This window comes from Candidatus Leptofilum sp., from assembly GCF_965223285.1.
GTDB lineage: Bacteria > Chloroflexota > Anaerolineae > Promineifilales > Promineifilaceae > Leptofilum.
This window is the reverse complement of record NZ_OZ244997.1, coordinates 3,288,661-3,309,378: the sequence shown is the minus strand read 5'-3', so window position 1 is coordinate 3,309,378 and position 20,718 is coordinate 3,288,661. Positions and strand designations below refer to the sequence as shown.

At 49.7% G+C, this 20,718-nt stretch carries 18 protein-coding genes; all 18 read right to left on the bottom strand.

The features are described from left to right. Window positions 1-8 precede the first annotated feature (8 nt). The 18 genes from ACOQPU_RS15025 to ACOQPU_RS14940 all read right to left on the bottom strand — a co-directional run bounded on the left by ACOQPU_RS15025 (window position 9) and on the right by ACOQPU_RS14940 (window position 20,529). Window positions 9-1,709 (bottom strand): alpha-amylase family glycosyl hydrolase, encoded by a 1,701-nt coding sequence (locus tag ACOQPU_RS15025; protein WP_420640647.1) that lies wholly within the window; start codon window positions 1,707-1,709, stop codon window positions 9-11. 128 nt (window positions 1,710-1,837) lie between these two features. Further along, complete coding sequence (locus ACOQPU_RS15020; protein ID WP_420640646.1) at window positions 1,838-2,707, bottom strand: sugar ABC transporter permease; 870 nt, start codon at window positions 2,705-2,707, stop codon at window positions 1,838-1,840. Next, window positions 2,700-4,295, bottom strand: a complete 1,596-nt coding sequence (gene malF, locus ACOQPU_RS15015) for a maltose ABC transporter permease MalF (RefSeq protein ID WP_420640645.1) — start codon at window positions 4,293-4,295, stop codon at window positions 2,700-2,702. Before malF ends, ACOQPU_RS15020 begins: the two co-directional genes overlap by 8 nt. Window positions 4,296-4,473: 178 nt before the next feature. Beyond that, window positions 4,474-6,165: an extracellular solute-binding protein gene (locus ACOQPU_RS15010; RefSeq protein ID WP_420640644.1), complete on the bottom strand. Its 1,692-nt coding sequence runs from the start codon at window positions 6,163-6,165 to the stop codon at window positions 4,474-4,476. Window positions 6,166-6,407: 242 nt separating this feature from the next. Then, window positions 6,408-6,881 carry a MarR family winged helix-turn-helix transcriptional regulator gene (locus tag ACOQPU_RS15005; RefSeq protein WP_420640643.1) on the bottom strand — a complete coding sequence of 158 codons (474 nt, stop codon included), beginning with the start codon at window positions 6,879-6,881 and terminating at the stop codon, window positions 6,408-6,410. 250 nt (window positions 6,882-7,131) lie between these two features. Then, entirely contained in the window at window positions 7,132-9,669 is a 2,538-nt protein-coding gene (gene pheT, locus ACOQPU_RS15000; protein ID WP_420640642.1) for a phenylalanine--tRNA ligase subunit beta, read from the bottom strand. Window positions 9,670-9,734: 65 nt separating this feature from the next. Beyond that, entirely contained in the window at window positions 9,735-10,760 is a 1,026-nt protein-coding gene (pheS, locus tag ACOQPU_RS14995; protein ID WP_420640641.1) for a phenylalanine--tRNA ligase subunit alpha, read from the bottom strand. Between the two features lie 329 nt (window positions 10,761-11,089). Next, window positions 11,090-12,226, bottom strand: coding sequence for a hypothetical protein (locus tag ACOQPU_RS14990; RefSeq protein ID WP_420640640.1), 1,137 nt, complete (start codon window positions 12,224-12,226; stop codon window positions 11,090-11,092). 37 nt (window positions 12,227-12,263) lie between these two features. Beyond that, window positions 12,264-12,572 carry a YgiT-type zinc finger protein gene (locus ACOQPU_RS14985; RefSeq protein WP_420640639.1) on the bottom strand — a complete coding sequence of 103 codons (309 nt, stop codon included), beginning with the start codon at window positions 12,570-12,572 and terminating at the stop codon, window positions 12,264-12,266. A 127-nt stretch (window positions 12,573-12,699) separates the two neighbouring features. Beyond that, window positions 12,700-15,756, bottom strand: a complete 3,057-nt coding sequence (locus ACOQPU_RS14980) for a COR domain-containing protein (RefSeq protein ID WP_420640638.1) — start codon at window positions 15,754-15,756, stop codon at window positions 12,700-12,702. Window positions 15,757-15,860: 104 nt separating this feature from the next. Beyond that, window positions 15,861-16,478 carry a transposase gene (locus tag ACOQPU_RS14975; protein WP_420640637.1) on the bottom strand — a complete coding sequence of 206 codons (618 nt, stop codon included), beginning with the start codon at window positions 16,476-16,478 and terminating at the stop codon, window positions 15,861-15,863. Between the two features lie 83 nt (window positions 16,479-16,561). Continuing rightward, window positions 16,562-17,029 carry an NUDIX hydrolase gene (locus tag ACOQPU_RS14970; protein ID WP_420640636.1) on the bottom strand — a complete coding sequence of 156 codons (468 nt, stop codon included), beginning with the start codon at window positions 17,027-17,029 and terminating at the stop codon, window positions 16,562-16,564. 12 nt (window positions 17,030-17,041) lie between these two features. Continuing rightward, the gene (gene nusB, locus ACOQPU_RS14965) at window positions 17,042-17,485 is read right to left on the bottom strand and encodes a transcription antitermination factor NusB (RefSeq protein ID WP_420640635.1); all 444 of its coding nucleotides are present in this window, start codon (window positions 17,483-17,485) and stop codon (window positions 17,042-17,044) included. A 32-nt stretch (window positions 17,486-17,517) separates the two neighbouring features. Next, a complete protein-coding gene (locus ACOQPU_RS14960) occupies window positions 17,518-17,883 on the bottom strand; it encodes an Asp23/Gls24 family envelope stress response protein (protein ID WP_420640634.1) in 366 nt (121 codons plus the stop codon). A gap of 39 nt (window positions 17,884-17,922) precedes the next feature. Further along, window positions 17,923-18,666: a 3-oxoacyl-[acyl-carrier-protein] reductase gene (gene fabG / locus ACOQPU_RS14955; protein ID WP_420645845.1), complete on the bottom strand. Its 744-nt coding sequence runs from the start codon at window positions 18,664-18,666 to the stop codon at window positions 17,923-17,925. 72 nt (window positions 18,667-18,738) lie between these two features. Continuing rightward, a complete protein-coding gene (gene fabD / locus ACOQPU_RS14950; RefSeq protein ID WP_420640633.1) occupies window positions 18,739-19,650 on the bottom strand; it encodes an ACP S-malonyltransferase in 912 nt (303 codons plus the stop codon). A gap of 57 nt (window positions 19,651-19,707) precedes the next feature. Further along, window positions 19,708-19,893, bottom strand: coding sequence for a 50S ribosomal protein L32 (gene rpmF, locus ACOQPU_RS14945; RefSeq protein ID WP_420640632.1), 186 nt, complete (start codon window positions 19,891-19,893; stop codon window positions 19,708-19,710). A gap of 162 nt (window positions 19,894-20,055) precedes the next feature. Next, window positions 20,056-20,529: a hypothetical protein gene (locus ACOQPU_RS14940; RefSeq protein ID WP_420640631.1), complete on the bottom strand. Its 474-nt coding sequence runs from the start codon at window positions 20,527-20,529 to the stop codon at window positions 20,056-20,058. Window positions 20,530-20,718: the final 189 nt, after the last annotated feature.

Below are 20,718 nucleotides of genomic sequence, written 5' to 3'. Positions count from 1 at the left end.
CCGTAAAATTACCCCTTAGGTGCAAGCTGCAAGATGTGAACTGACTGTGGCGGAATTTCGTCGAAGGGGACGTAGCCGCCGCTTGTTGGATTGCCGTTGGGTTCCAGACCATAGAGAGAAACGGCCGTAACTTCCCCATCCAACGCTAAATCCAGATTGTAGTCATCCGCCTGTACCGGGTTTCGATTGACGTTGATGACAACCAGCACCGTTTCATTCTCTGTTTGGCGCAAGAACGTGAGGAGCCTGGGTGAGCCAGCTTCTACCAATGTCCAATTGCCCACGCGCAACGCTTCATGTTCATTGCGAAGATGGGTTAGATCGCGATACAAACTTAGTAATGAATCTGGATCGTCAATCTGGCGGGCGACGCTGCGTTCAGGAAAGTCAGCGGCGGCAGGTCGCCACGGGGTGCCTTCGGTGAAGCCAACGTTTGGGCTGTTGCTGTCCCACTGCATTGGCAAGCGAATATCCTCATCGGGCTTAATACCGGTCATACCAATTTCTTCACCATAATAGATGAAGGGCACACCAGGGGTGGTGAGTAAGATTGCCGCTGCAACCCTCACTTTGCCTTCATCCTCGTCCAATTGGGACATGATCCGATTTTGGTCATGATTGGTGATGAAGGTGGCATACTGATTTGCAGGGAAGGAATCGTAAACTTCCCTGAGCGTATCGGCATAAATTGAGGCCAGCCCTGCGTTGGCACTGTTCAAAATATCTTCGGCCAGAAAGAACTGGAAGGCAATATCTACTTCATCACCAGTGTAATCGACAACTTGCTGGGTGCCTGTCCATGCTTCTCCTACGGTCAATGCGTTCGGCTCCACAGCTTTGTAGAATCGGTAAAATTCTTGCAGCCATTCGTGTGTGCTGGGCGTGTTTTGCTGTCCCTGTCCCTCTTCAATCATATGCTTGATAGCATCCAGCCGGAAGCCATCTACATTCATGTCCTCTAACCAAAAGCGGGCGGCATCGAACATGGCAAAGGTGACGTTCGGATTTTCGTAGTTCAGATCAGGCATCCCGCTCCAAAATACGCCGTAGTAGTAGCCGCTGGGATTGTTATGCCACACAACTTGTCCATCTGGCCCACGATAGCCGGGATTTTCTTCAGCCCAGATGTACCAGTCCCGAAATTCTGAGTCAGGGTTTTGTGATTCGATGAACCAGGGGTGCTGCGTAGAGGTGTGGTTCAAAACCAAATCAACGATGACGCGAATGCCGCGGGCGTGGGCTTCATCCATCAGCCGCAAGAAATCCTCATTGGTGCCATATTCTGGGTCTACCTGAAAGTAGTCGGTGACGTCATAGCCGTGGTAGCTGGGGGAAACGGTGATGGGCATAAGCCAGATGCCGGTGACGCCGAGGTCGTCTGTGGTGGTGGGATCGCCGTCGTTCAAATAGTCCAGTTTTTCGATGACGCCGTTCAGGTCGCCAATGCCGTCGCCATCTGTATCATAGAAGCTGCGCACGAAGATTTCGTAAAAGACGAGGTCGTTCCACCAGGGGAAACCGTTGGTGCCGGTTTCAAAGGGATCGGGCGTGGCGGTAGGGCTGGGTGGATTGGTGGGTTCTGGTTCATTAGTTTCGGTGGCAACGGCCGTTGCCACCCCACCATCTGGCGTCGCGGTCGGGGCTGTGTCATCACAGGCAATCAGCAAAAAGATAATTGAAAAGAAGATGAGGAACAGGCGTTTTTGCATAGAAGGCTCCTGAATTTTGTTGATGATAGAAAACGGCCGTTTCCCTTCAACCTGGGGAGGTGTGTGTGGGAAACGGCCGTGACATTAACAATTAGCTTAGCTATTCACAATTCTCAATTTACAATTACTTATCCTTTCACGGCTCCTTGAGTCAATCCACCCACAATTTGATCCTGCAAAAGCAGGTAGATAATCATGATAGGTAATGCCCCCAAGAGTGCCCCAGCAGCGAAAGGCCCCCAATTTTGGGAAAATTGACCGCTGGTAAAGATGAACAAACCAACCATCAGCGGGTATTGATCCGTACTCTTCAACAAAATACGGGCCAGAATGAAGTCGCCATAAGTACCAATGAATGACAAAATACCGACGACGACTAAAATCGGCCGCATCAACGGCAGTAAAAGCTGCGAGAAAATTTGCCAATGTGTCGCCCCATCTACCATGGCACTTTCATCAATCGCCCGTGGAATGGTGTCGAAGAAGCCCTTCATTAACCAAATATTTACACCCATAGCGCCACCCAGGTAAACCATAATCAAACCCGCATGCGTATCCAAACCCAACGCAGGAATAATCGTGCCAAACTGAGTGACAAGCGTAAACATAGCAATCATCGCCAACAAACCAGGAAATACTTGAATAAGCAGAATGGCCTTCAGCATATTTTCACGGCCAGTAAACCGCAAACGGGAGAACGCAAAAGCTGCCAACGTCGTTATGGATACAGATAGAAACGTGGTAATCGTAGAAATCTTGATGGAATTCCACAGCCAGGTTAAAAATGGGAACTCTGGCGACTCAAACAAAAATCGGTAATTATCTAAGCCGATATTATCTGGAATAAACTGTGCCGAAGCCAGCGTATTTAATGGGTTTAGCGACGCTGAAATCACCCACAAAACCGGAAAAAGGGCAAAGAAAATTAGAACCAGCGCGACTAACCAACGGCCAGCATGATTCAATCTTTTCCGTTGTTTCAAAGTTATGTTAGACACCTTCACCAACCTCCTCCCACATTTTGGTATAGCGGAACTGGAATAGGGTAATGACAGCCACAATAATGAAAATGATGATCGTAATTGCTGAGCCTAGCCCATACTCTTTTGCACGGCCAGAGGCAAAGGCAAAGTTGTACACATACGAAATCAGAATGTCCGTATGCCCTGCCCTGGTTGCCGAATTGGCAATGGGTGGCCCGCCCTCAATGAACAAGAAAATCAGGTTGAAATTGTTGAAATTATAAACAAAAGAAGCAACCAACAGTGGTCCAACAGAAACGAGCAACAAGGGCAACGTAATCTTGAAAAATCTTTGCCATGCATTGGCCCCGTCCACGCGAGCCGCCTCGTATAAATCCTCTGGTATGGCCTGCAAGGCACCGCTGCAAATGAGCATGAAGTAAGGGTAGCCTAACCACAAATTGACAACCAGAATTGCGATTTTTGCCAGAGTAGGGTCAATAAACCAGGCAGGGGCAATGCCAAATAAATCCTCCAGGGTTCGGTTAATGACGCCTAGCTGGTTGTTAAACATACCGCGCCAAATAATGATTGTAATCAGGCTAGGAATTGTATAAGGAATCAGCAAGAAGGATTGAATAATTTTGCGCCCCGGTAGTGAGCGATCATTGTAAATATAGGCGATGGCTAGACCCAGAGAAAATGTCGTAAAGACACTCAAGAAGGCAAAAGCGAAGTTCCAGGTAATGATCCGCACCAGCGGGCCACGAAGAGCTGGACTGTCGAAAAAGCGTGTGAAGTTACTCGTGCCTACGGAGGCACGAAAACCAAACGGTAACGTTTCACCTCTTTCAGAAGTCCAATCACCTTCAACTGGGGAATAGCGAATACCCGTCTCCAGATTGGTTAGCGTATCTGTCGCTTCATCATACTCGTATTTTGGTTGTAGCTGGGCAGCTTCCTGAGCAGAACGAATCTGCACCCCGTCCAGCTCTGAGCCAAACTGAATGCTAGGAATTGTTTGATCGCTAGCGACCTGGAGCGCATTGAGCTTCTGATACCCTTCTATTGAGTCTGGAATACCATCCTCATTTAGTTCTCCAAGCCCCGTGGCTTCGCTAGCCGGAATGAGTGCTGTCCCTGGAAACGCTACAAAGCCTTCACCAGCTTCATTTTGTAGCCACAGAACATACTCGCCAGCTTCGTTTTGGTAGCCAGTCCAAGAGTAGGCCGCGCCACCTTCTGGTAAGTAACGCTCTTGCTGTAGCAGTTCAATGGATTGAACTTTGGTAAGTAAATGGCCATCTCCATAATTTGTGAACGCCACAAACACAGTCAATAAAATAGGCCAAATGGCAAACATCACCATTAAGATTAGTCCGGCAAGCATCCAGCGGAGCGGATACATATCCTTAACGAGGATAATGTAATTGACGGCTGCTGCGATAACAACGATGACAATTCCCAAAGGTGTGTAGCCCTCGGCAAACGCACTTAGGGCAAACCAAATGAGGAAGCCATCAATGGCTAATAGTAGCACCAATCGCAGAATAACGTTTAGCAGTGTAGCACTTTGCGTACTACCTGATGAAGCACCTGGTTGTTTCAGGGCTTGAGCTGCCATAAGACAGTTCTCCTTTTCCTACTAATGGATATGGATGGTCTTGGGACCATAACCCTCTCTTCCAAAAATGATATTTATTCAGTTTTACTTGATTGGGTGGTGTGGAAAGTTTCTTTAAGACAGATATTAAAAAGTGTGGCTCAGAACATGTCCAAGCCACACTTTTAATTTACGCGGTTTAGCCGCCAGTTTCAACCGTCAGGATTTTGGAATCAGAATCCCAGGTGAAGGTTACAGGGCCATCTGCTGCTACAGTGAAGGTGATGTTGTCGCCATTAGCTGCACCGTCAACACCGTAGTTCTCATCCCAGCCGCCGTCTAGGGCTACTTTTACTTCGTAGTCGCCTGCAGGCATGTCGTAGGTTGCAGAGTAGGTGCCGTCACCATTGTCGGTGAGTGCAGACCCTTCACAGGCTGGGTCCCAGTCGCCACCGCATAGACCGGAAGCTGCTTGCCAGGAACCAGGAATGTTGACCATGCCAGCGGCAGAGCCACCGATGAGGTCACGAATTTGAGTAGCGGCATTCGCCAAAGCATCAGCCGGTTCTTGTTCACCGTTGATGAGCAAGGAGAAAGCATCACCCCAGCTACCCCACACAGAACCCATTTCTGGGATGGCGGGCATTGGTTCAGCTACTGTCGAAATTTCCGCAAAAGCAGCTAGGTCAGGGTCAGGGTTTTCGACCGAGAGCCAGGCAGAAGGACGGTTGCTGCCGATGGACAACAATTCCATTGTCTCTGGAGTGGCCAATACTTCAGTTAAGAAAGTCTGGGCCAGGAGGACGTTATCGCCCAAGGCATTGGCAGCAAAGCCCCAAACACCAGAGAAAGGTACGCCTTGTTCAGTCGCCGAGGGGAAGCTGGCGATGGCGTAGGGAACGCCAGATGTGCGGAAATCATCTAGACCCCAAGGGCCATACATGAGGAACGGTATTTCACCTGCGGCGAATTGGGCTTTGGCAGTATCGTTGTCGGTACTGTTGCTGATGTAACCAGCTTCAACATTGTCTTGAATGAAGTTGCCGGCGGCGATCATGCCTTCGCTGTCAATACCGAGATCATTAGGATTGTAGGTGCCGTCATCGTTTAAGCCAAAGACATAGCCACCGAATGCAGTCTGGAGTGGGAAAGCATCGTACGTTGTACCGGCGAGAGCCGTAGCGTAGGTGGCTTCGCCACTATCAACCAAAGCAGCACCCATCTCGATCAGCTCGTCCCAGGTCTGCGGCGGTGTGTCAATCATGTCTGTGTTGTAGAAGAGGGCCGTGTTTTCTACATTGTAAGGAACACCAACCAGCTGGCCATCAAACGTCCAGGCCTGGAGGGCGAATGGGTTAAATTCACCTGCTTTGTCCCCCAAATCCACAGGAGCTAGCAGACCAGATTCATAGAAACCGCCCAGACGATCGTGTGGGAGCATAATGATATCTGGACCTTCCCCGGCCGGAGCGGCAATGGGGAATTGATCGTTGCGATCTGGCACGTTTTCTACGATGAGACCAATGTTGAATTCTGCTTCAAAGGATTCCTTTAGCTCCAAAATAACGGGAGTGAGCAGTTCATCAGACCAGATGGTGATGGTGGTGTCGAATTCAGAAGCTGTATCTTCCGTTTCTTCATCGTCCATCGACTCATCTTCCATCTCTTCCTCATCATCCATGGCTTCTTCATCTTCCATTTCTTCCTCGTCCATGGCTTCTTCTTCCATGTCCTCTTCTTCGTCCATGGTTTCTTCTTCGGCCGTATCTGTGGTGGTGGCCGGTTCATCAGCCGATTCATCGGTGGCTGGTTCAGAGCCACCGCAGGCACTCAGGAACAGGGCACCTAGCAAAAATAAAATTGTTAAGATGTACCATTTTTTGTTGTTCATCTCTCTCCTCAAAAAAAGTTAAAGTGAAATATGCTTAGACTTGAAATTTGTGTAAGTGGACTCTCGTTGTGAGCATCACCTCCTTAAGCATAGAATTATGTAGATTGTAAAAAGGATTTTGACAAAAACTGCGCCGTAGAATTGTGATTTACGCAGGAAAATGGTAAATGTGGCGCAGATATTTAGGCAACTGTTAACGTGTCATTTGTGTGAAAGGCGTGGTCAATGTTTCTAATTTTGGGCTAGGATTGATTGGAATTTTGTCCATTCATTTTGAATAGTGGATGCAATAGTTCTTCATTTAATGAATCGTTGAGAATAGTTAAGTTTTCGAGCAAACTGCCTTGTGAAATTTCATTGATGCAGTTTAGGCGAAGCTCGTTATACGCTTGGTGTGCCTCTGAGATTTGGTTGCAGACGGTTTTCCCTTTTTCCGTGTGGTAAAGGCGAAGGGTACGGCCGTCTGACTCGTGTGGTTTGCGGATGATGTAGCCAGTGTTTTCTAACCCTTTGACAATACGCGTCACGTTACTTTTGTCGCACAGTAGACGATCGCTTAGCTCACTGGAGGACAATCCTGGCTTTTCTGAAATATGAAGTAATGCGTAATATCTAGTTGGGCTTAGATCAAACTGACCAAAAAGTCGTCGATCCCCATCATCGAGGAGAATGAAGGTTGTTTTAAGAAGATTGTACAGAGCTTCTCTATCACTCATGCTGATTTAGCAGACCTTTTTGAAGCTGATGGAATATAGTTGATACCTCAACTGTTGAGGTATCAACTATATCATTGTTTTTTAGGCATGTCAACCAGTTTTTGGGGTGGTTTTTTAGATATTTCAGCCATAAATTCCACAATATCTGATAGGTGACTCTAAATTCTGCCTGATTGTCGGGCTGATTCGGACACAAAAAAGCCAGGTGGCGCGCACCTGGCTTCGATATTTGGATTAGTTTTTGGCTGATTTACTCACGTAGCTGGGCATTGAGCCGATGTTTTAGCTGACCAACAATCTTTTTGCGGCTCTTTTGCACCACTTTGTCAGTGAGGGTTTTGTCTGGGGCCTGGAAGGTGAGGTGGTAGGCAAGGCTTTTCTTGCCCGCACCAATCTGTTTGCCTTCGTATAGATCGAACAACTGCACATCCTTGAGCAAAAAGCCACCGGATTTCCGAATAATGTCTTCAACGGCCGTTGCCGCCACATCCTTATCCACCACCACTGCAATATCTTCATGCACCGCTGGATACGGCGAGATGGGATCGTAAGGATAATGGGATGGAATGTGGGCAATGAGTGCGTCCAGATCAACGTCGGCAGCTAGGACGGGTTGGTCGCTATCTTCTAGTTGTATATCGAACTGCTCGACCACAAGGGGATGCAGTTCACCCATGACGCCAACCTGGGTTTCGCCCAACAGCAGCCGAGCGGTGCGTCCTGGCCGGTAAGTGGGATGATTCACCGGTTCGTAGCTGATGTCTAGATGTAGTTCGCTGAACAGTGCCTCCAGCACGCCTTTCAAATCGAAGAAGTCGTAAGGGCCGGATTCGCTGTTTCGCCAACCCGGTGCGGAACGTTGCCCGCTGAGTACAATCGAGAGGCGCGTTTGCTCGGTTGGCAAAATTTCATCCTCGTCAGCAATGAAGATGGGGCCGACCTCGAACATGGCTAGCCGGTTCTGGTAGCGGCTGTTGTTGGCAGCCATTTCCACGACGGAAGCGAGCAGACTATGGCGCATGTCGGCTCGTTCAGCAGAGAGCGGATTGGTGAGGGAGACATACGGCCGTACATCTGGTCCAGCTTTGTGATTTTGCGGAATCATCTTCGCTTCTTGCGCTTTGGAAGTGAGCCGGAAGGTGATCAATTCCTGCAAGCCAGCCTGCACCAGCACGTCTTTGATGCGCTCTTCTTGCTCTAGTTGGGGATTGCCCCGCTGTGGCGGCAGCACATCAGACAGCACGGTAGAGGGAATATTGTCGTAGCCGTACATGCGGCAAATTTCTTCTACCAAATCATGCGGCCCCTCAATGTCCATGCGGTGGTCAGGTGCGGTCACGATGAGATGGTCGTCATGCACCTCAGCTTCAAATTCGAGGCGTTTCAGCAGTTCGGCCATTTCCGCACCGCTTAAAAATAGTCCACTCAGCCGCCGGGCGTAATCCAGCTTGAGCGTGACGGTGACGGGTTCGGGCAGGTTGGGATAGTAGTCGATGACGCCATCGGCGACGGTGCCGCCCGCCAGTCTGCGCATGAGTTCAGCAGCACGCGTTGCGCCTAGCAGTGCCTGGCTGGGATGCACCCCTCGGCTAAAGCGGAAGGCGGCATCGGTGTGGATGCCCAGCTTGGTGCTGGTGCGACGAATGTTGATGAAGTTCCAGGCGGCGGCTTCCAGAAAGACGTTTTGCGTTTCTGGCTTGATTTCGCTGTCTGCGCCGCCCATTACCCCGCCCAAGCTCAGGTTGCCCAGCGGGTCTGTTACCAAAATGCTGTACGGTTCCAGCTTGTGGCGGATGCCGTCCAGGGTGGTGAGCGTTTCGCCGTCGTGGGGCAGGCGGGTATTGATGTGAATGGGGCCGCCTGGGTTGTATTGGTCGGCCCGCTGGCGCAGGAAGTCATAATCGAAGGTGTGGTTGGGCTGGCCCATCTCTAGCATCACGTAGTTAGAGATGTCTACGACGACGTTGATGGGGCGTTGCCCCGCCAAGCGCAGGCGGTGCTGCATCCAGTAGGGGCTGGCGGTTTGCTGTACGCCTTCGATGATGTAGCCGACGAAGCGGGGGTTGAGGTCTGGGTTTTCTGTGGTGAGCTGGATACGGCCGTCCACCTTTGGTCCCTCCATTTTTACCGAATAATCCGGGTAGCGGATGGGCTGGTTGGTGAGGGCGGCATATTCGCGGGCCACGCCAACCATCGAGGCGCAGCGGGCAATGTTGGGGATGATATCGATCTCCAGGACGGCGTCGCCCAGCACATCTTGCAGCGGCGTGCCAGGCTGGTAGTCGGGCGAGTGGGCATCTTTTTGGATGAGGATGATGCCTTCATGCTCTTCGCTGATGCCTAGCTCTTTTTCGGAGCAGAGCATGGCGTCGTTGTAGATGCCGCGCAGCTCGCGCCCTTTGAGCTTGGTTGTGGACAGCCCCTCTTTGTGGCCATCGTACAAAACCGAGCCTTCTAGCGCGAGGGGGGAGTATAGCTGTAAGGCAGCCAGATCGGCCTGCTCTAAATATTGAAACAAGTTGGGTGCGCCCGTGACGACGGTTTTGGAACGGCCGTCGCCATAATCCACCGTCGCCAAAACCAGCCGGTCTGCATTGGGATGCTGCTCAACCTTGAGTAGGTGCGCCAGCAGGATCAGCTCGCGATCCCATTCTAGGTCTGCGCCGGGGATGCCGATCTTTTCAACGGTTTTTACTTCTAAACCCGCGTTGGTCAGCAGGCGGTCTACTTGCTCAACGGGTTTATCAATTGTGACAAAATCTTTTAGCCATGAAAGTGGTACAAGCATGGAAAAACTCCAAAAAAATTGCTTTGAGAAGCCCGACTTTTTCAAAAAGTCGGACTTCTGAGATTTTAGAATTGCTTCAGGAACCGCAAATCGTTGTTCCAAAATTGCCGAATATCATCAATGCCGTATTTGAGCATGGCGACGCGTTCTGGTCCCATGCCAAAGGCGAAACCTGTATAAATTTCGGGGTCGTAGCCGCCGTTGCGCAGCACGGTAGGATGCACCATGCCGCTACCCAAAATCTCCAGCCAGCCGGTGTGTTTGCACACCTGGCACCCCTTCGATTCGCACAAAAAGCAGGTGACATCCATCTCCGCACTGGGTTCAGTGAAGGGGAAGTAGCTGGCGCGGAAGCGGGTCTGCCGATTGGCCCCGAACAGTCGGCGGGCAAACTCGGTGAGCGTCCCTTTGAGGTCGGCAAAGGTGATGTTGGTGCCGACGGCCAGCCCCTCTACTTGGGTGAACTGGATGCTGCTGCGGGTAGTGATTTGCTCGTTGCGGTAGCACATGCCGGGCAGGATTACGCGCACCGGTTCGGGATAATATTCACGCATGGCCCGGATTTGGCCCGCGCTGGTGTGGGTCCGCAGAATCACATCTGGGTTATCGGTGTAGAAGCTGTCTTGCATCTCCCGAGCCGGGTGGTGGGGCGGGAAGTTGAGCAGCTCGAAGTTGTAGGCGTCGGTTTCTACGTCGGGCGAGCGGTAGATTTGAAAGCCCATGTCGCCAAAGATGCGGTAGATGTCGCGTAGGGTCTGGGTGATGACGTGTAGCCCGCCAGTGGTTAACGGCCGTCCTGGCAGGGTCACGTCAATGGCGGAGCTGGCAATCTTATCGGCCAGTTCGGCGGCTTTTAGCTCAGCCTGTCGTGCTGAGTACGCCGCTTCCAGCTCGTTTTTCACCACGTTGATTCGCTTACCGAAAATCGGCCGTTCATCGGGGCTTAACTGCCCGACCTGGCGGGTGAGCAGGTAGATGCTCCCTTTGCGGCCAAGCGTGTCGCGGTACCAGGTTTCGAGTATGGCCGTACTGTCCACCTCGCCCAGCTTGGCCAGTGATGCTTCATACAATGATTCCAGTTGGTCTAGCATAATTAACTTCCTAAATCTTAGGACTGGCAGTCCTGTTAATTGGTTGTTGGCAATATTATAGCCAAGGACTGCCAGTCCTCGGCTTAACCCAAGCAAAAAGTTTAACGGTTCTTGCCCAAACAAACAAAAAAAAGACGCGGTGTTGGCCGCGTCTTTCAGAGAGTGTTCGTATTTTACTGCTTCTTCTCAGGCAGAACGAACCTCCGGCGCAAACGCGGCGCGGACGTTATTAAAAAAGAAGAAGCTAAAAAATCGTTGCTGGTTCATCGTGGGCGCATAATAGCACTGGGCAGGAGGTGTGTCAAGATAAATTTAGGACTGGGGTGTAATTAGATTTTGTGTAACGGCCGTGCTCTGTGAGGAAAAATCCACCGATGGTCTTGCCACGGCTGCCTCTTTTGTGAACGCCTAGGTATCCTATCCGCCAGCTTCTCTAAATTCTCAACATCTGCTTCAGTAACAAGCTGAGATTGCGGAGCTTCTGCCTTCTCCAGCAGACGGTGCGCCTGTTTTGTAGCCAGAAAATGAGCCTGAATCGCTTGCCAAGAAGCACGCCAGCACTTGTTACAGATTGCCATGCGCAAGGCAAGCATCGGATTGAGGTTTTCATCCGCCCAGCGCATCCCAGCCTGTTTCATCCGTCGTTGCATCACCACCTTATGCCCAGACTCTACTATCCCAGATCCAATGGGAATTCCGTTTTTTCTGAAATGTGGATAATCTATCATCGTTTGACGTCGCTCAAGATAACGAATCGCTGCTTCTATTTCATCCGCTGCTGGGTGGGCTTGGTTTTGTGTCCATAGGAAACGCAATTCATTCAGCGTTCGTTGGGGTGCTTTTGTGCCTAACTGTTTAGACATCTGGGGATACCATTGTTGGAAACGGTCACTTTCTGCCCCATACAGGGCTTTGCCAATCGTGGCGATATACCCTTGGGCATGGGCAAAATCAATCACGCGTGTCGCTGTGGGGCAATGATAGTCGATGAAGCCCTGTATCCAGACAGCACCATCATTAACCGCGACAACTTTTTCAGCATTCTCCCCACCCCGTCGCTGCCACTCGACAATTGCCTTGTCGCTAAACAACTCTGCCTTATCTGCACTTGAGAAGTAGCTTATCTTGCCTGTTTTGGTCACGACTTCTTGTTTTTTAGCATCCCAGATAGTCTCAAATTCACCGAAGGCAACCGTTTTTACTTCGCGCCATTCGCCATTTCTTAGCTGTACCATTGCCCCATCTGCACTTACAATGAGTTGCTTTGGTTTGGCTATTGCTTTGGGGGCTGTCTTTTCCAGATGTTCTTTTTCTATTTCAATTAGCTCATCTGCTAGACGGCCGTTTCGCAGCGTGATTTCTCGTACGGTTGCTACGGAGATGTCGAGGCCCCACATCATTTCTAACTCTTCTTGGGCTTCTGCATAGGGTAGCCGGCTACCTAATCGGGTTACGGCCTCTTGCACTTGCGGCGTATACGCGCCTCTCAGCAACCTGAGTTTTTCATCCAGGGGGAAAAAGTGTCATCCCACATTCATGACACCTCATTTGCTCCCTTTCAATTGTGACTTTGTCGCCGTTTTTGGTTCGTAACGTTCGCGTTTTCTTCCCGTTTTTCATCATTGGCTGGTCGCAGTTTGGACAGTCCACCCTAGCCGCCTTCCCTTCTCTGGCCATTTGTGCGAGCAATTGCTGCCTAATTCCAGCTAACTCAGCATCAATCGCTTCTTCCATTTGTGTCAAATTGGCATCTTTGTTCTCTGCTTCCCACTGGTTCAATCTGTTGAGCATTTCATCGAGTTCTTTTTTCATCCCCCCATTTTCTGCTTCTTGCTTCCATTACACAACTTTTCATTACACCCTTAGGACTGGCAGTCCTCATTTATTATTCATGCCCCAACACAATTCAATCGAGGACTGCCAGTCCTTGGTTACGAAACTACTCAAAATCTTCTGGCTGCGGCACCGGTTTCCGTTTGCTGAGGTATTCTTGCAGATGTTCCTGGTCTAGCCACAAAATATCACCCTCTGGTGTTTGCCTGCGCGTGAGGCCAGCCCATTTTGGTCGACCTTGTTGTTCATCAATTTCAGCCAGTTGATCCATGAGTTCTCGAATGGGAACTAACTCCGCACCTTCGGCTTTGCGGAAGGTTGAGCGTTCTGGTTGGTCGTGGATGCGTTCGGCAAACGGCCGTTCCAACTCCGTCACGACTTTTGTGCCTTTAAGCAGTTCACTCATCATTTTAACTTCGTTTTCAAAGGTGGTGTGTTGGTCGCGGGCTACCTGCACTTTGTCGCCAACCACGTCAGTGATGGCTAAAGCTGCATTGGCTAAGGGCGCAACAACGCTCAAGACTTTAAGTAAGGTTTTTAGATAGGGCAGCGATTTTGTAAACCATTCTTTTTGTTCTTCGATGATGTACGGCTCCCCAACTGGATGCCAGGCACCGGGTTGCTGACAGTACAGTTGAATGTGCCACTCTTGCTTTTTGACAACGCCACGTTTGGGTACCTGGCGAATCGTGAAGAGATTAGGGCAAGTGACCATTTCCCGATCTTGTTCCAGGTAAAATGCTCGCAAGAAATTACGCTCATGATATTTGATCAGATTTATGATTTGCGCGTCTACGTGAAGCCGCGTCAACTGACTTTCTTCACGAATCACTTCAATGATGCGCTGTTCGGTTAACTCTTGAGTTAGGGACGCTGCGCCGATACCTTCTACTAACAGAAGACGAGAAAAGCTGTCACCGCAAAATGGACAAACAACTTCATCCGCTTCTGGTCTCTTTACGATCCATTTTTCCAGGTTATCAAGATCAAATTCATGTGAGCAAGGTCCCTCAATGAGATCATTGTATCCACCAGGACAAGGAACTTTACGAACAACTTCTAACCCTTTGTACCGCTTGAGCGTGTCGCGGAAGCCGTCGCGTAAGAGGGACATGAAGCGTTGCGGGAAAGGGCCGCGCACGGTCATTTGCACTGTATCTTGCTGGTCGTCAGCAATGACGAGGGCGCGGTGGCGATCATCTTCATCTTTGAATAGGACACCGTTGAGCCAATGCGTGTTCATGGTAAAGCGGTGGCAGCGGGCGATAAACCAGGTGGGGATACCGGGCTGCATCGAGCCTAACTTGAAACGGAGGCTGATTTCGTTGCCACGATCCTCAAATTCTTGCCATTGCGTTGTGTAATCAGGTGGATCGAGCGGCAGGCGTTCCACGATGAGGCTGCGGTCTTGGGTATCATCGGGGATGAGGTAGGCCAGATCGAATTTATCCATCATCCGTAGGAAGTGGTCACGTAAAAAATCATCTAAATCTTCCCAGAGTTTGTCTAGATGCTGGCGAGTGAGGATGCCATTTTGCTGCTGTACTTCATCGCTACGTAGGACGATGCCGATGTGTTGAGTGAGCCATTCAGGGTCGAGGATAACGCGCCCGCGCATTTCTGGTTCATCGTCGAAGTGAAGAATATCGCCCAGTTCATGCAGCCAACGCATGAGTATGCCGCACTCTTCTTCGTTGAGATCGTGTTCCTTTATAACGTTGATGACTTCGCGGCGAGAGGCGTGTTTTTGGCCGGATTGACACTTGGCGCGGACGGCATTGGCAGCATCCAGCCAAGTTTGTGGCCAGCGTAAGCCCATCAAAGGTAAGTCGGCGGCGTGTGTTTGAATGAGATGGCGCAGTTCAGGAATATTGTCACCTGTTTTGCTGCTAACTTCGATGGTGTCTACGATTTGGGGATATTTGGCTTGCAGGTCGGCGGCGGGATAGTCGGAGTGGGGCTGGTCGGTGTGCGTGGCGACGAGGATGACTTTGGCTTCGGGGGCGCGAACTTTGATGTTTTCCAGCCAGCGGTACAGTTTGCCCTGCTGCCAGCCATGCCGAGCATTCCAGACGAGAAGGAAAAGCGCGCGGCTGCTAAAGAAAAATTGATGCATGGCATGGTTAAAGTCTTGTCCGGCAAAATCCCAACAGTTGAGCCGCATCGTGATAGCTTCTTTTTTAGGGTGGGACAATTTGAGTGCCCCAATTTCGATGCCGACAGTGCCGGATTCATACTCATCGTAAGGGCGACCATTTAGAACTTCAAACAAAGTGGTTTTACCCACACCTCCTTCACCAATAAGCAAGCATTTCGACTCCCATATATGTTTACTTCCTATTCTTACCGCATCTAGAAAATTCTTTATTGCTGGTGTGCCCAAGTCGATTATATCTGATGGCGGAAACCGTATAGAAGGCAATGAGTGAGCATCAATATAATCAAGGCTTTTAAGTTGCCCTAACTCGACTGGTAGCTCAACAAGACTACTATTACCACTTATACCAAGATGTGTTAGTTTTCTTAAATTGCCTATTGTTTCTGGAAGAGTAAAAATATCTAAATAATAGACGAATAACCTTTCGAGATTTGCTAAATTCTCGATCCCGTCGGGAATTAACTTAATTGGATTTCCCCCCCCTCCATCTCCTAAATTCAAAGTTTTGAGTTTAGGTAGCATAAAGAGAGATTTGGGTAAAACTTTGATTTCGTTATCGCCTAAAGCAAGGCTTTCTAAATTTTTAAGTTTAACAATTTGGTGAGGTATTGTATCTAGCGAGTTGGAATATAGATTTAAATGCTTTAGGGATTCTATTGCAAGAATAGAATCTGGAATTTTGCCTAGCTGATTACCAATCATAGACAAAGATTTTAACCTTTTTAAATTAATAATTTCTTCTGGTAATTCAGAGAACTGATTGATTTCGCCTTCAGGCTTTGACAATAGGAAACTGTCTGTTGTTAGTATTTCTAGTTTTGTAAGGTTGCCAACTTCTGGCGGGAGTTTAGTAAGTCTATTGTTGTGAAGGTTAAGTTCGATTAGGTTGGTTAAACGGCCGATTTCCGGCGGTAATTTGGTCAACCCTCTGCCGCTCAAATCAAGCTCTGTCCACTCCTCTCGTTCTGCCTGGTCAATCAGTGCCAGCAATTCGTCTCGCGTCATTGCGTCCCTCCATACTCAGGACTGGCAGTCCTTCCCTCAATAATGTTGAAAAACCATAAACCAAGGACTGCCAGTCCTCAACCGCAGCTAGTCCTCAGCTTGCGTTAAAACCAATCATCCACAATCAAAGGCTCAATTAGCCCTTCATCTACATCGCGCAAGTGCGCATCGGCCAATGCTGCCCGGGTACCAAACCATTCTAGCACAGCTTCGCGCTGCACTTGCGTCGGCTTTTCAGTTAGCAGTGCTTGGTAAGAAGACCAAGGCCATTCCCGGAAATCATCAACAAAGCCGTGCGTTTGCGGGTTGCGGTGGATGTAGGTAATTAGGGTGGTGAAGTAGCGTTCATTATCCACCACTTTGCGCTTGAATGGCTTTTCAAACAGGCTGCCTGTGTGATTGTAGGCTTTGTTGACTGCTTTGGTGTAGGTGCTAAAAAAGTTGCGGAATTGGTGGCTCACAAAGGGCTGGCAGTCTTGAATACGCTCAAGTTGGAGTTGTGTAAGTGAGGACTGCCAGTCCTGGAGTGGGCGAATTTGCACCAGAAAATGGAAGTGGTTTGGCATCAAACAGTATGCGTATGTTTCTACAATTGGGTGAATGTATCGGCCAAATAATTGCAGAAAGTAACGGTAGTTTCGTGGTTCGTAAAAGAGTGTGTCACCGTTGTTGCCGCGATTGTAGATATGGTAATAGAGACCGGGTACGAGTGACCGGATCATGGTTTCGCGCTGGGTTGAGGACTGGCAGTCCTCATTTGAAAAAGGTGTAAATAATTATCAACAGGACTGCCAGTCCTGAGTCGCTACAATTTTTGCTGCAATTTGCCTGCCTGTACAGCCTCATAGCCAAATTGGAACTGGTCACGCTGCAAATTAGTTAGGGGAATCCATTCAGTTTGGTTGGCTTCGTCGGTTTCGGTGAGGGTGGTGGCGGTGGTTAACGGCCGTTCCAAACCATAATACATTGCCGAGAGTTTCCAAGCCCGACGCGCTTCATCGAGGAAAAACTGGTCTTCAACAAAGAGCAACGACCCAATGGCAGGGGTTAGGCCAATTAGCTGCCGGAAATATTGCCGGATCACTTGAGTTGGCGTTTCGCTAGCGGATAGCATTGTACCGGGCGGATACCATAGCCCCGTCTCTGGCTGTTTTTGCAACAAAATCTGATTATTTTCTATGTAGATGCCGTAAACAGCAGGGCGGAAGGTGATAGATTCTGCGGCTACGGGTACTGCGTTGCCGTGAATATCGTAGCAAACGATGGTGGCCATGATGTGTGCAAATTATTCGGGAACGGGGACGGGAAGGAATTGTTCTTTTAGTTGGGGAATATGGTCGGCCAAGGTACCTAAAACGCCGTTGATGAAGCGCGGCGCACTGTCTGAACCGTACGTTTTGGCCAGTTCCACCGCTTCATTGATGGCAACTTTTACGGGGGTTTCCGCTTCAATCAAGAATTCAAAAATAGCAATACGGAGGATATTGCGGTCGATGACGGCCATCTGGTCCAAAGGCCATTCCGGCGCGTACTGGGCAATGAGTGTGTCCATCTCTTCCTGATGCTGGATGACGCCCTGGATGAGGCGGGAAGCAAATTCTACCCCCGTTTTTTCCATTGGGTTGTCCTGCAAACGACGTTCCAGAACCTCCCCCGGTGGATGATCGGCAATGTCATATTCATAAAGCGTTTCCAGGGTTACGCGCCGAGCGCGACGTCTTGTTTTCATAGGATACAGACGGTCATACCTGTGGTCAGGAATCAGTCGGTTGATTCTTCCTGAGCGTAGACAACATCTTCCACATGCACGTTGACAGCTTCTACGGAAATTCCAACCATGGTATCGATGGCTTCGGCAACGGCCGTTTGCAGGCGTTTGCTGGTCTCCATAATGTTCACGTGCGGACTCATTATAACGTAAATATTAAATTTAACCTTATTATCCTCGGTTAAGTTAAGCAAAATGCCGGACTGACGGGATTCACGGCGGAAGAGCCGCGCCACGTCTGCCGGAATTGGTGCCATTTTGGCCACCCCTTCGACCCGCAGGGTAGCGAAATGGGCAATGGTTACCAATACGTCCGGGGCAACTTCAATGCGGCCAATGCTTTCTTGTACGTTTTCCATTATTGTTTGCTCCCTGCTTCTAGCGCAATAGGTTCTTGGTTACATGGCAATGCCGCCATCCACGCTAATTACCTGACCTGTGATGTACGCAGCCTTGTCTGATGCTAAAAATGATACCAGATACGCCACCTCTGGCAATTTTCCCCAGCGGCCTAGCGGAATGTGCTTTTTAGACTCCTCAATGACGTCCTCATCCAACACCTCAGTCAGTGCGGTGGGGAAGAAGCCCGGCGTAATGACGTTTACGGTGATGTCGCGGGAGCCAATCTCTTTGGCCAATGATTTGGAAAAACCAATGATACCAGCTTTAGAAGCGGCGTAGTTGGTTTGCCCACCCTGGCCAATTAACGCAACAACCGAGGAGATGTTGATGATGCGGCCGCCTTGCTTCTTGCGCATCATGGGGCGAACGGCCGCTTTGCAGCAGTTAAAGACGCTTTTCAGGTTGGTGTCGATAACTGTGTTCCACTGGTCTTCTTTCATGGATAGCAGGAGCGTGTCGCGGGTGGTTCCAGCATTGTTAACCAAAATGTCGATCTGCCCGTAACTGTCAATGGCGATCTTAATAAGTGTTTGGGCTGCATCAAATTGGGAGACATCGGCTTGAACGGCCGTTGCTTCTCCACCATTTTCCCGAATGGCTGCCACCACTTCTTCCGCCGCGTCGCTGCTGGCGTTATAGTTGATAACAACTTTCGCTCCGTGAGCAGCCAAATCTTCGGCAATTGCCCGGCCAATGCCGCGTGAGGCACCTGTTACTACTGCTACTTTCCCTGCTAACAAAGACACAACCCTTCCTCCACCTGCCTGATAGACTACAAAAGTTTCAAAGACTTCTGTAGTCTGGCAATCGTCTTACAAATTATCGCCAAAAGTCAATTTAACCCGACTTGCCTTCCGATCAATACGCTTCATAAAACTCAGTAGCGTATCACCAGGGCCAACTTCTACAAATGTTTCCACACCCTGCTCAAGCAAATAATTCATGGAGTCCGTCCAGGCAACGCCAGACGTAAGCTGCGCTTTTAGCTCTTCCCGAATCTGGTCTGGTGTGGTCAATGGCTGCGCTGTGACGTTGGCAATTACAGGGGCAGCAGGAGTCTGGATTGGAGTAGCATCTACCGCCTGGGCAAATGCTTCGGCCGCTGAGGCCATCAGCCGGGAATGGGCGGCAATGGTGATGGGTAGCTTCACCACTTTGCGTGCTTTCGCTTCTTCTGCCAGCGTCATGGCATGGGTCAGAGCCGCTTCATCGCCAGAGATAACCACTTGCCCCGGACAGTTGTCATTCGCTACCTGCACCGCACTATTTTCATTGCTGGCTTGCTCACAAATTTGTTGTACCGTCGGAATATCTAAAGCGAGGATGGCGGCCATAGCTCCCGGTTCCCGTTCTCCTGCTGCTTTCATCAACTCGCCGCGCTGCCGTACCAGGCGTAACCCATCGGCAAAAGAGAGTGCATTTACGGCCGTTAACGCTGAAAGCTCCCCCAAACTGTGCCCAGCCACAAACGCGGGCATCTCCCACCCTTGGGCCTGCATACGCCGCCACATAGCCAGGCTTGTTACAAATAAGGCTGGCTGCTGGTTGACCGTATCGGTTAGCGTTTCTTCCGGCCCCTCAAAACAGAGCTTGGAAAGCGCAAAGCCCAAAAGTTCATCGGCCTGATCAAAAACAGCACGCGCCTCTGAGGTATTTTGGTAAAGTTCCAACCCCATGCCCACGTGCTGCGACCCTTGTCCAGGGAAAAGATATGCACTACTCACTTGAAAACGTCCAAAAAAGATAAAGGCCGTTTGCTGACGGCCTCTTTTCCAAATAAATTACACTTCGGCAACCGGTAAAACCTGGCGCCCATTGTATTTGCCGCACTCAAGGCAAACGTGGTGGGAACGCTTCATTTTGCCGCAATCCGGGCATTCCACCAGGTGAAATGTCTTTAATGAATCGTGTGCCCGCCGACGACCGCGACGCGCTTTGGAAATTCTTCGCTTTGGTACAGCACCCATGACAACATCCTCTCTAAACTAGATTCAGGTTATTTATCTGCAAAACAGACGTAACCTGCTAATAAGTTCGTTATTTAACAAAAAACAAGCGGCATTTGCGCCGCGACTGGCAATTATAGCCGTGCCTGCTCGACTGTCAAGATAATTTCAGGGGCTTTTCAACTAATCTGCGCCAGCAGTGCTGGCCGATTCTTGCTCGCGTTGAACTTTGTTAAGCCCATTGCGCACCACCGACAGGGAACGCATTAAATCTTCTTCTAGCTTGATAAGCACTTCCATCACGTACGCATCGGCATCGTGGCGCAACGCTTCTGCATCCCGGCGGGCCCGCTCCAAAATATTGTCCGCCCGCTGCTGTGAGGACATGGTGATGGCATCTCGCTTAACCAACTCACCCGCTTCTTGTTTGGCTAACTCTCGAATGCGCTCTGCTTCTTCTTTGGCTTGGGCCAGAATCCGATCTTTTTCTGCCTCAATCCGATTGGCTCGTTTCACTTCTTCTGGCACAGCGACGCGCATTTGGTCAATAATGCTGAAGACACGATCTTCATTCACAACTAAATTGGCACTGAGCGGTATGCGAGGGCTGTCGTTGAGTGCTTGCTCTAATCTATCGACCAAATGTTGAATGTCCATACTATTATCCCATTTTGTGGAACTTTATTGATTCACTTCTCTTCTAAACTTTTCAGAAACCGCAAATATGTAAAAACCAAAAAGAATTATGAATTAGGATGAGCGCAAAATTGGTTTTTACCTGAGCAAATCACAGAGAAATCGCCCTTTGCTTTTCAAACTACTTTCTGTGATTTACTAATTATAGTG

Bases quoted from the DNA above. Each gene is read 5' to 3' on its own strand.
- ACOQPU_RS15025 (WP_420640647.1), bottom strand. From the start codon at position 1,709: ATGCAAAAACGCCTGTTCCTCATCTTCTTTTCAATTATCTTTTTGCTG.
- malF (WP_420640645.1), bottom strand. From the start codon at position 4,295: ATGGCAGCTCAAGCCCTGAAACAACCAGGTGCTTCATCAGGTAGTACG.
- ACOQPU_RS15010 (WP_420640644.1), bottom strand. From the start codon at position 6,165: ATGAACAACAAAAAATGGTACATCTTAACAATTTTATTTTTGCTAGGT.
- ACOQPU_RS15005 (WP_420640643.1), bottom strand. From the start codon at position 6,881: ATGAGTGATAGAGAAGCTCTGTACAATCTTCTTAAAACAACCTTCATT.
- pheT (WP_420640642.1), bottom strand. From the start codon at position 9,669: ATGCTTGTACCACTTTCATGGCTAAAAGATTTTGTCACAATTGATAAA.
- pheS (WP_420640641.1), bottom strand. From the start codon at position 10,760: ATGCTAGACCAACTGGAATCATTGTATGAAGCATCACTGGCCAAGCTG.
- ACOQPU_RS14985 (WP_420640639.1), bottom strand. From the start codon at position 12,572: ATGAAAAAAGAACTCGATGAAATGCTCAACAGATTGAACCAGTGGGAA.
- ACOQPU_RS14980 (WP_420640638.1), bottom strand. From the start codon at position 15,756: ATGACGCGAGACGAATTGCTGGCACTGATTGACCAGGCAGAACGAGAG.
- ACOQPU_RS14975 (WP_420640637.1), bottom strand. From the start codon at position 16,478: ATGATCCGGTCACTCGTACCCGGTCTCTATTACCATATCTACAATCGC.
- ACOQPU_RS14970 (WP_420640636.1), bottom strand. From the start codon at position 17,029: ATGGCCACCATCGTTTGCTACGATATTCACGGCAACGCAGTACCCGTA.
- nusB (WP_420640635.1), bottom strand. From the start codon at position 17,485: ATGAAAACAAGACGTCGCGCTCGGCGCGTAACCCTGGAAACGCTTTAT.
- ACOQPU_RS14960 (WP_420640634.1), bottom strand. From the start codon at position 17,883: ATGGAAAACGTACAAGAAAGCATTGGCCGCATTGAAGTTGCCCCGGAC.
- rpmF (WP_420640632.1), bottom strand. From the start codon at position 19,893: ATGGGTGCTGTACCAAAGCGAAGAATTTCCAAAGCGCGTCGCGGTCGT.
- ACOQPU_RS14940 (WP_420640631.1), bottom strand. From the start codon at position 20,529: ATGGACATTCAACATTTGGTCGATAGATTAGAGCAAGCACTCAACGAC.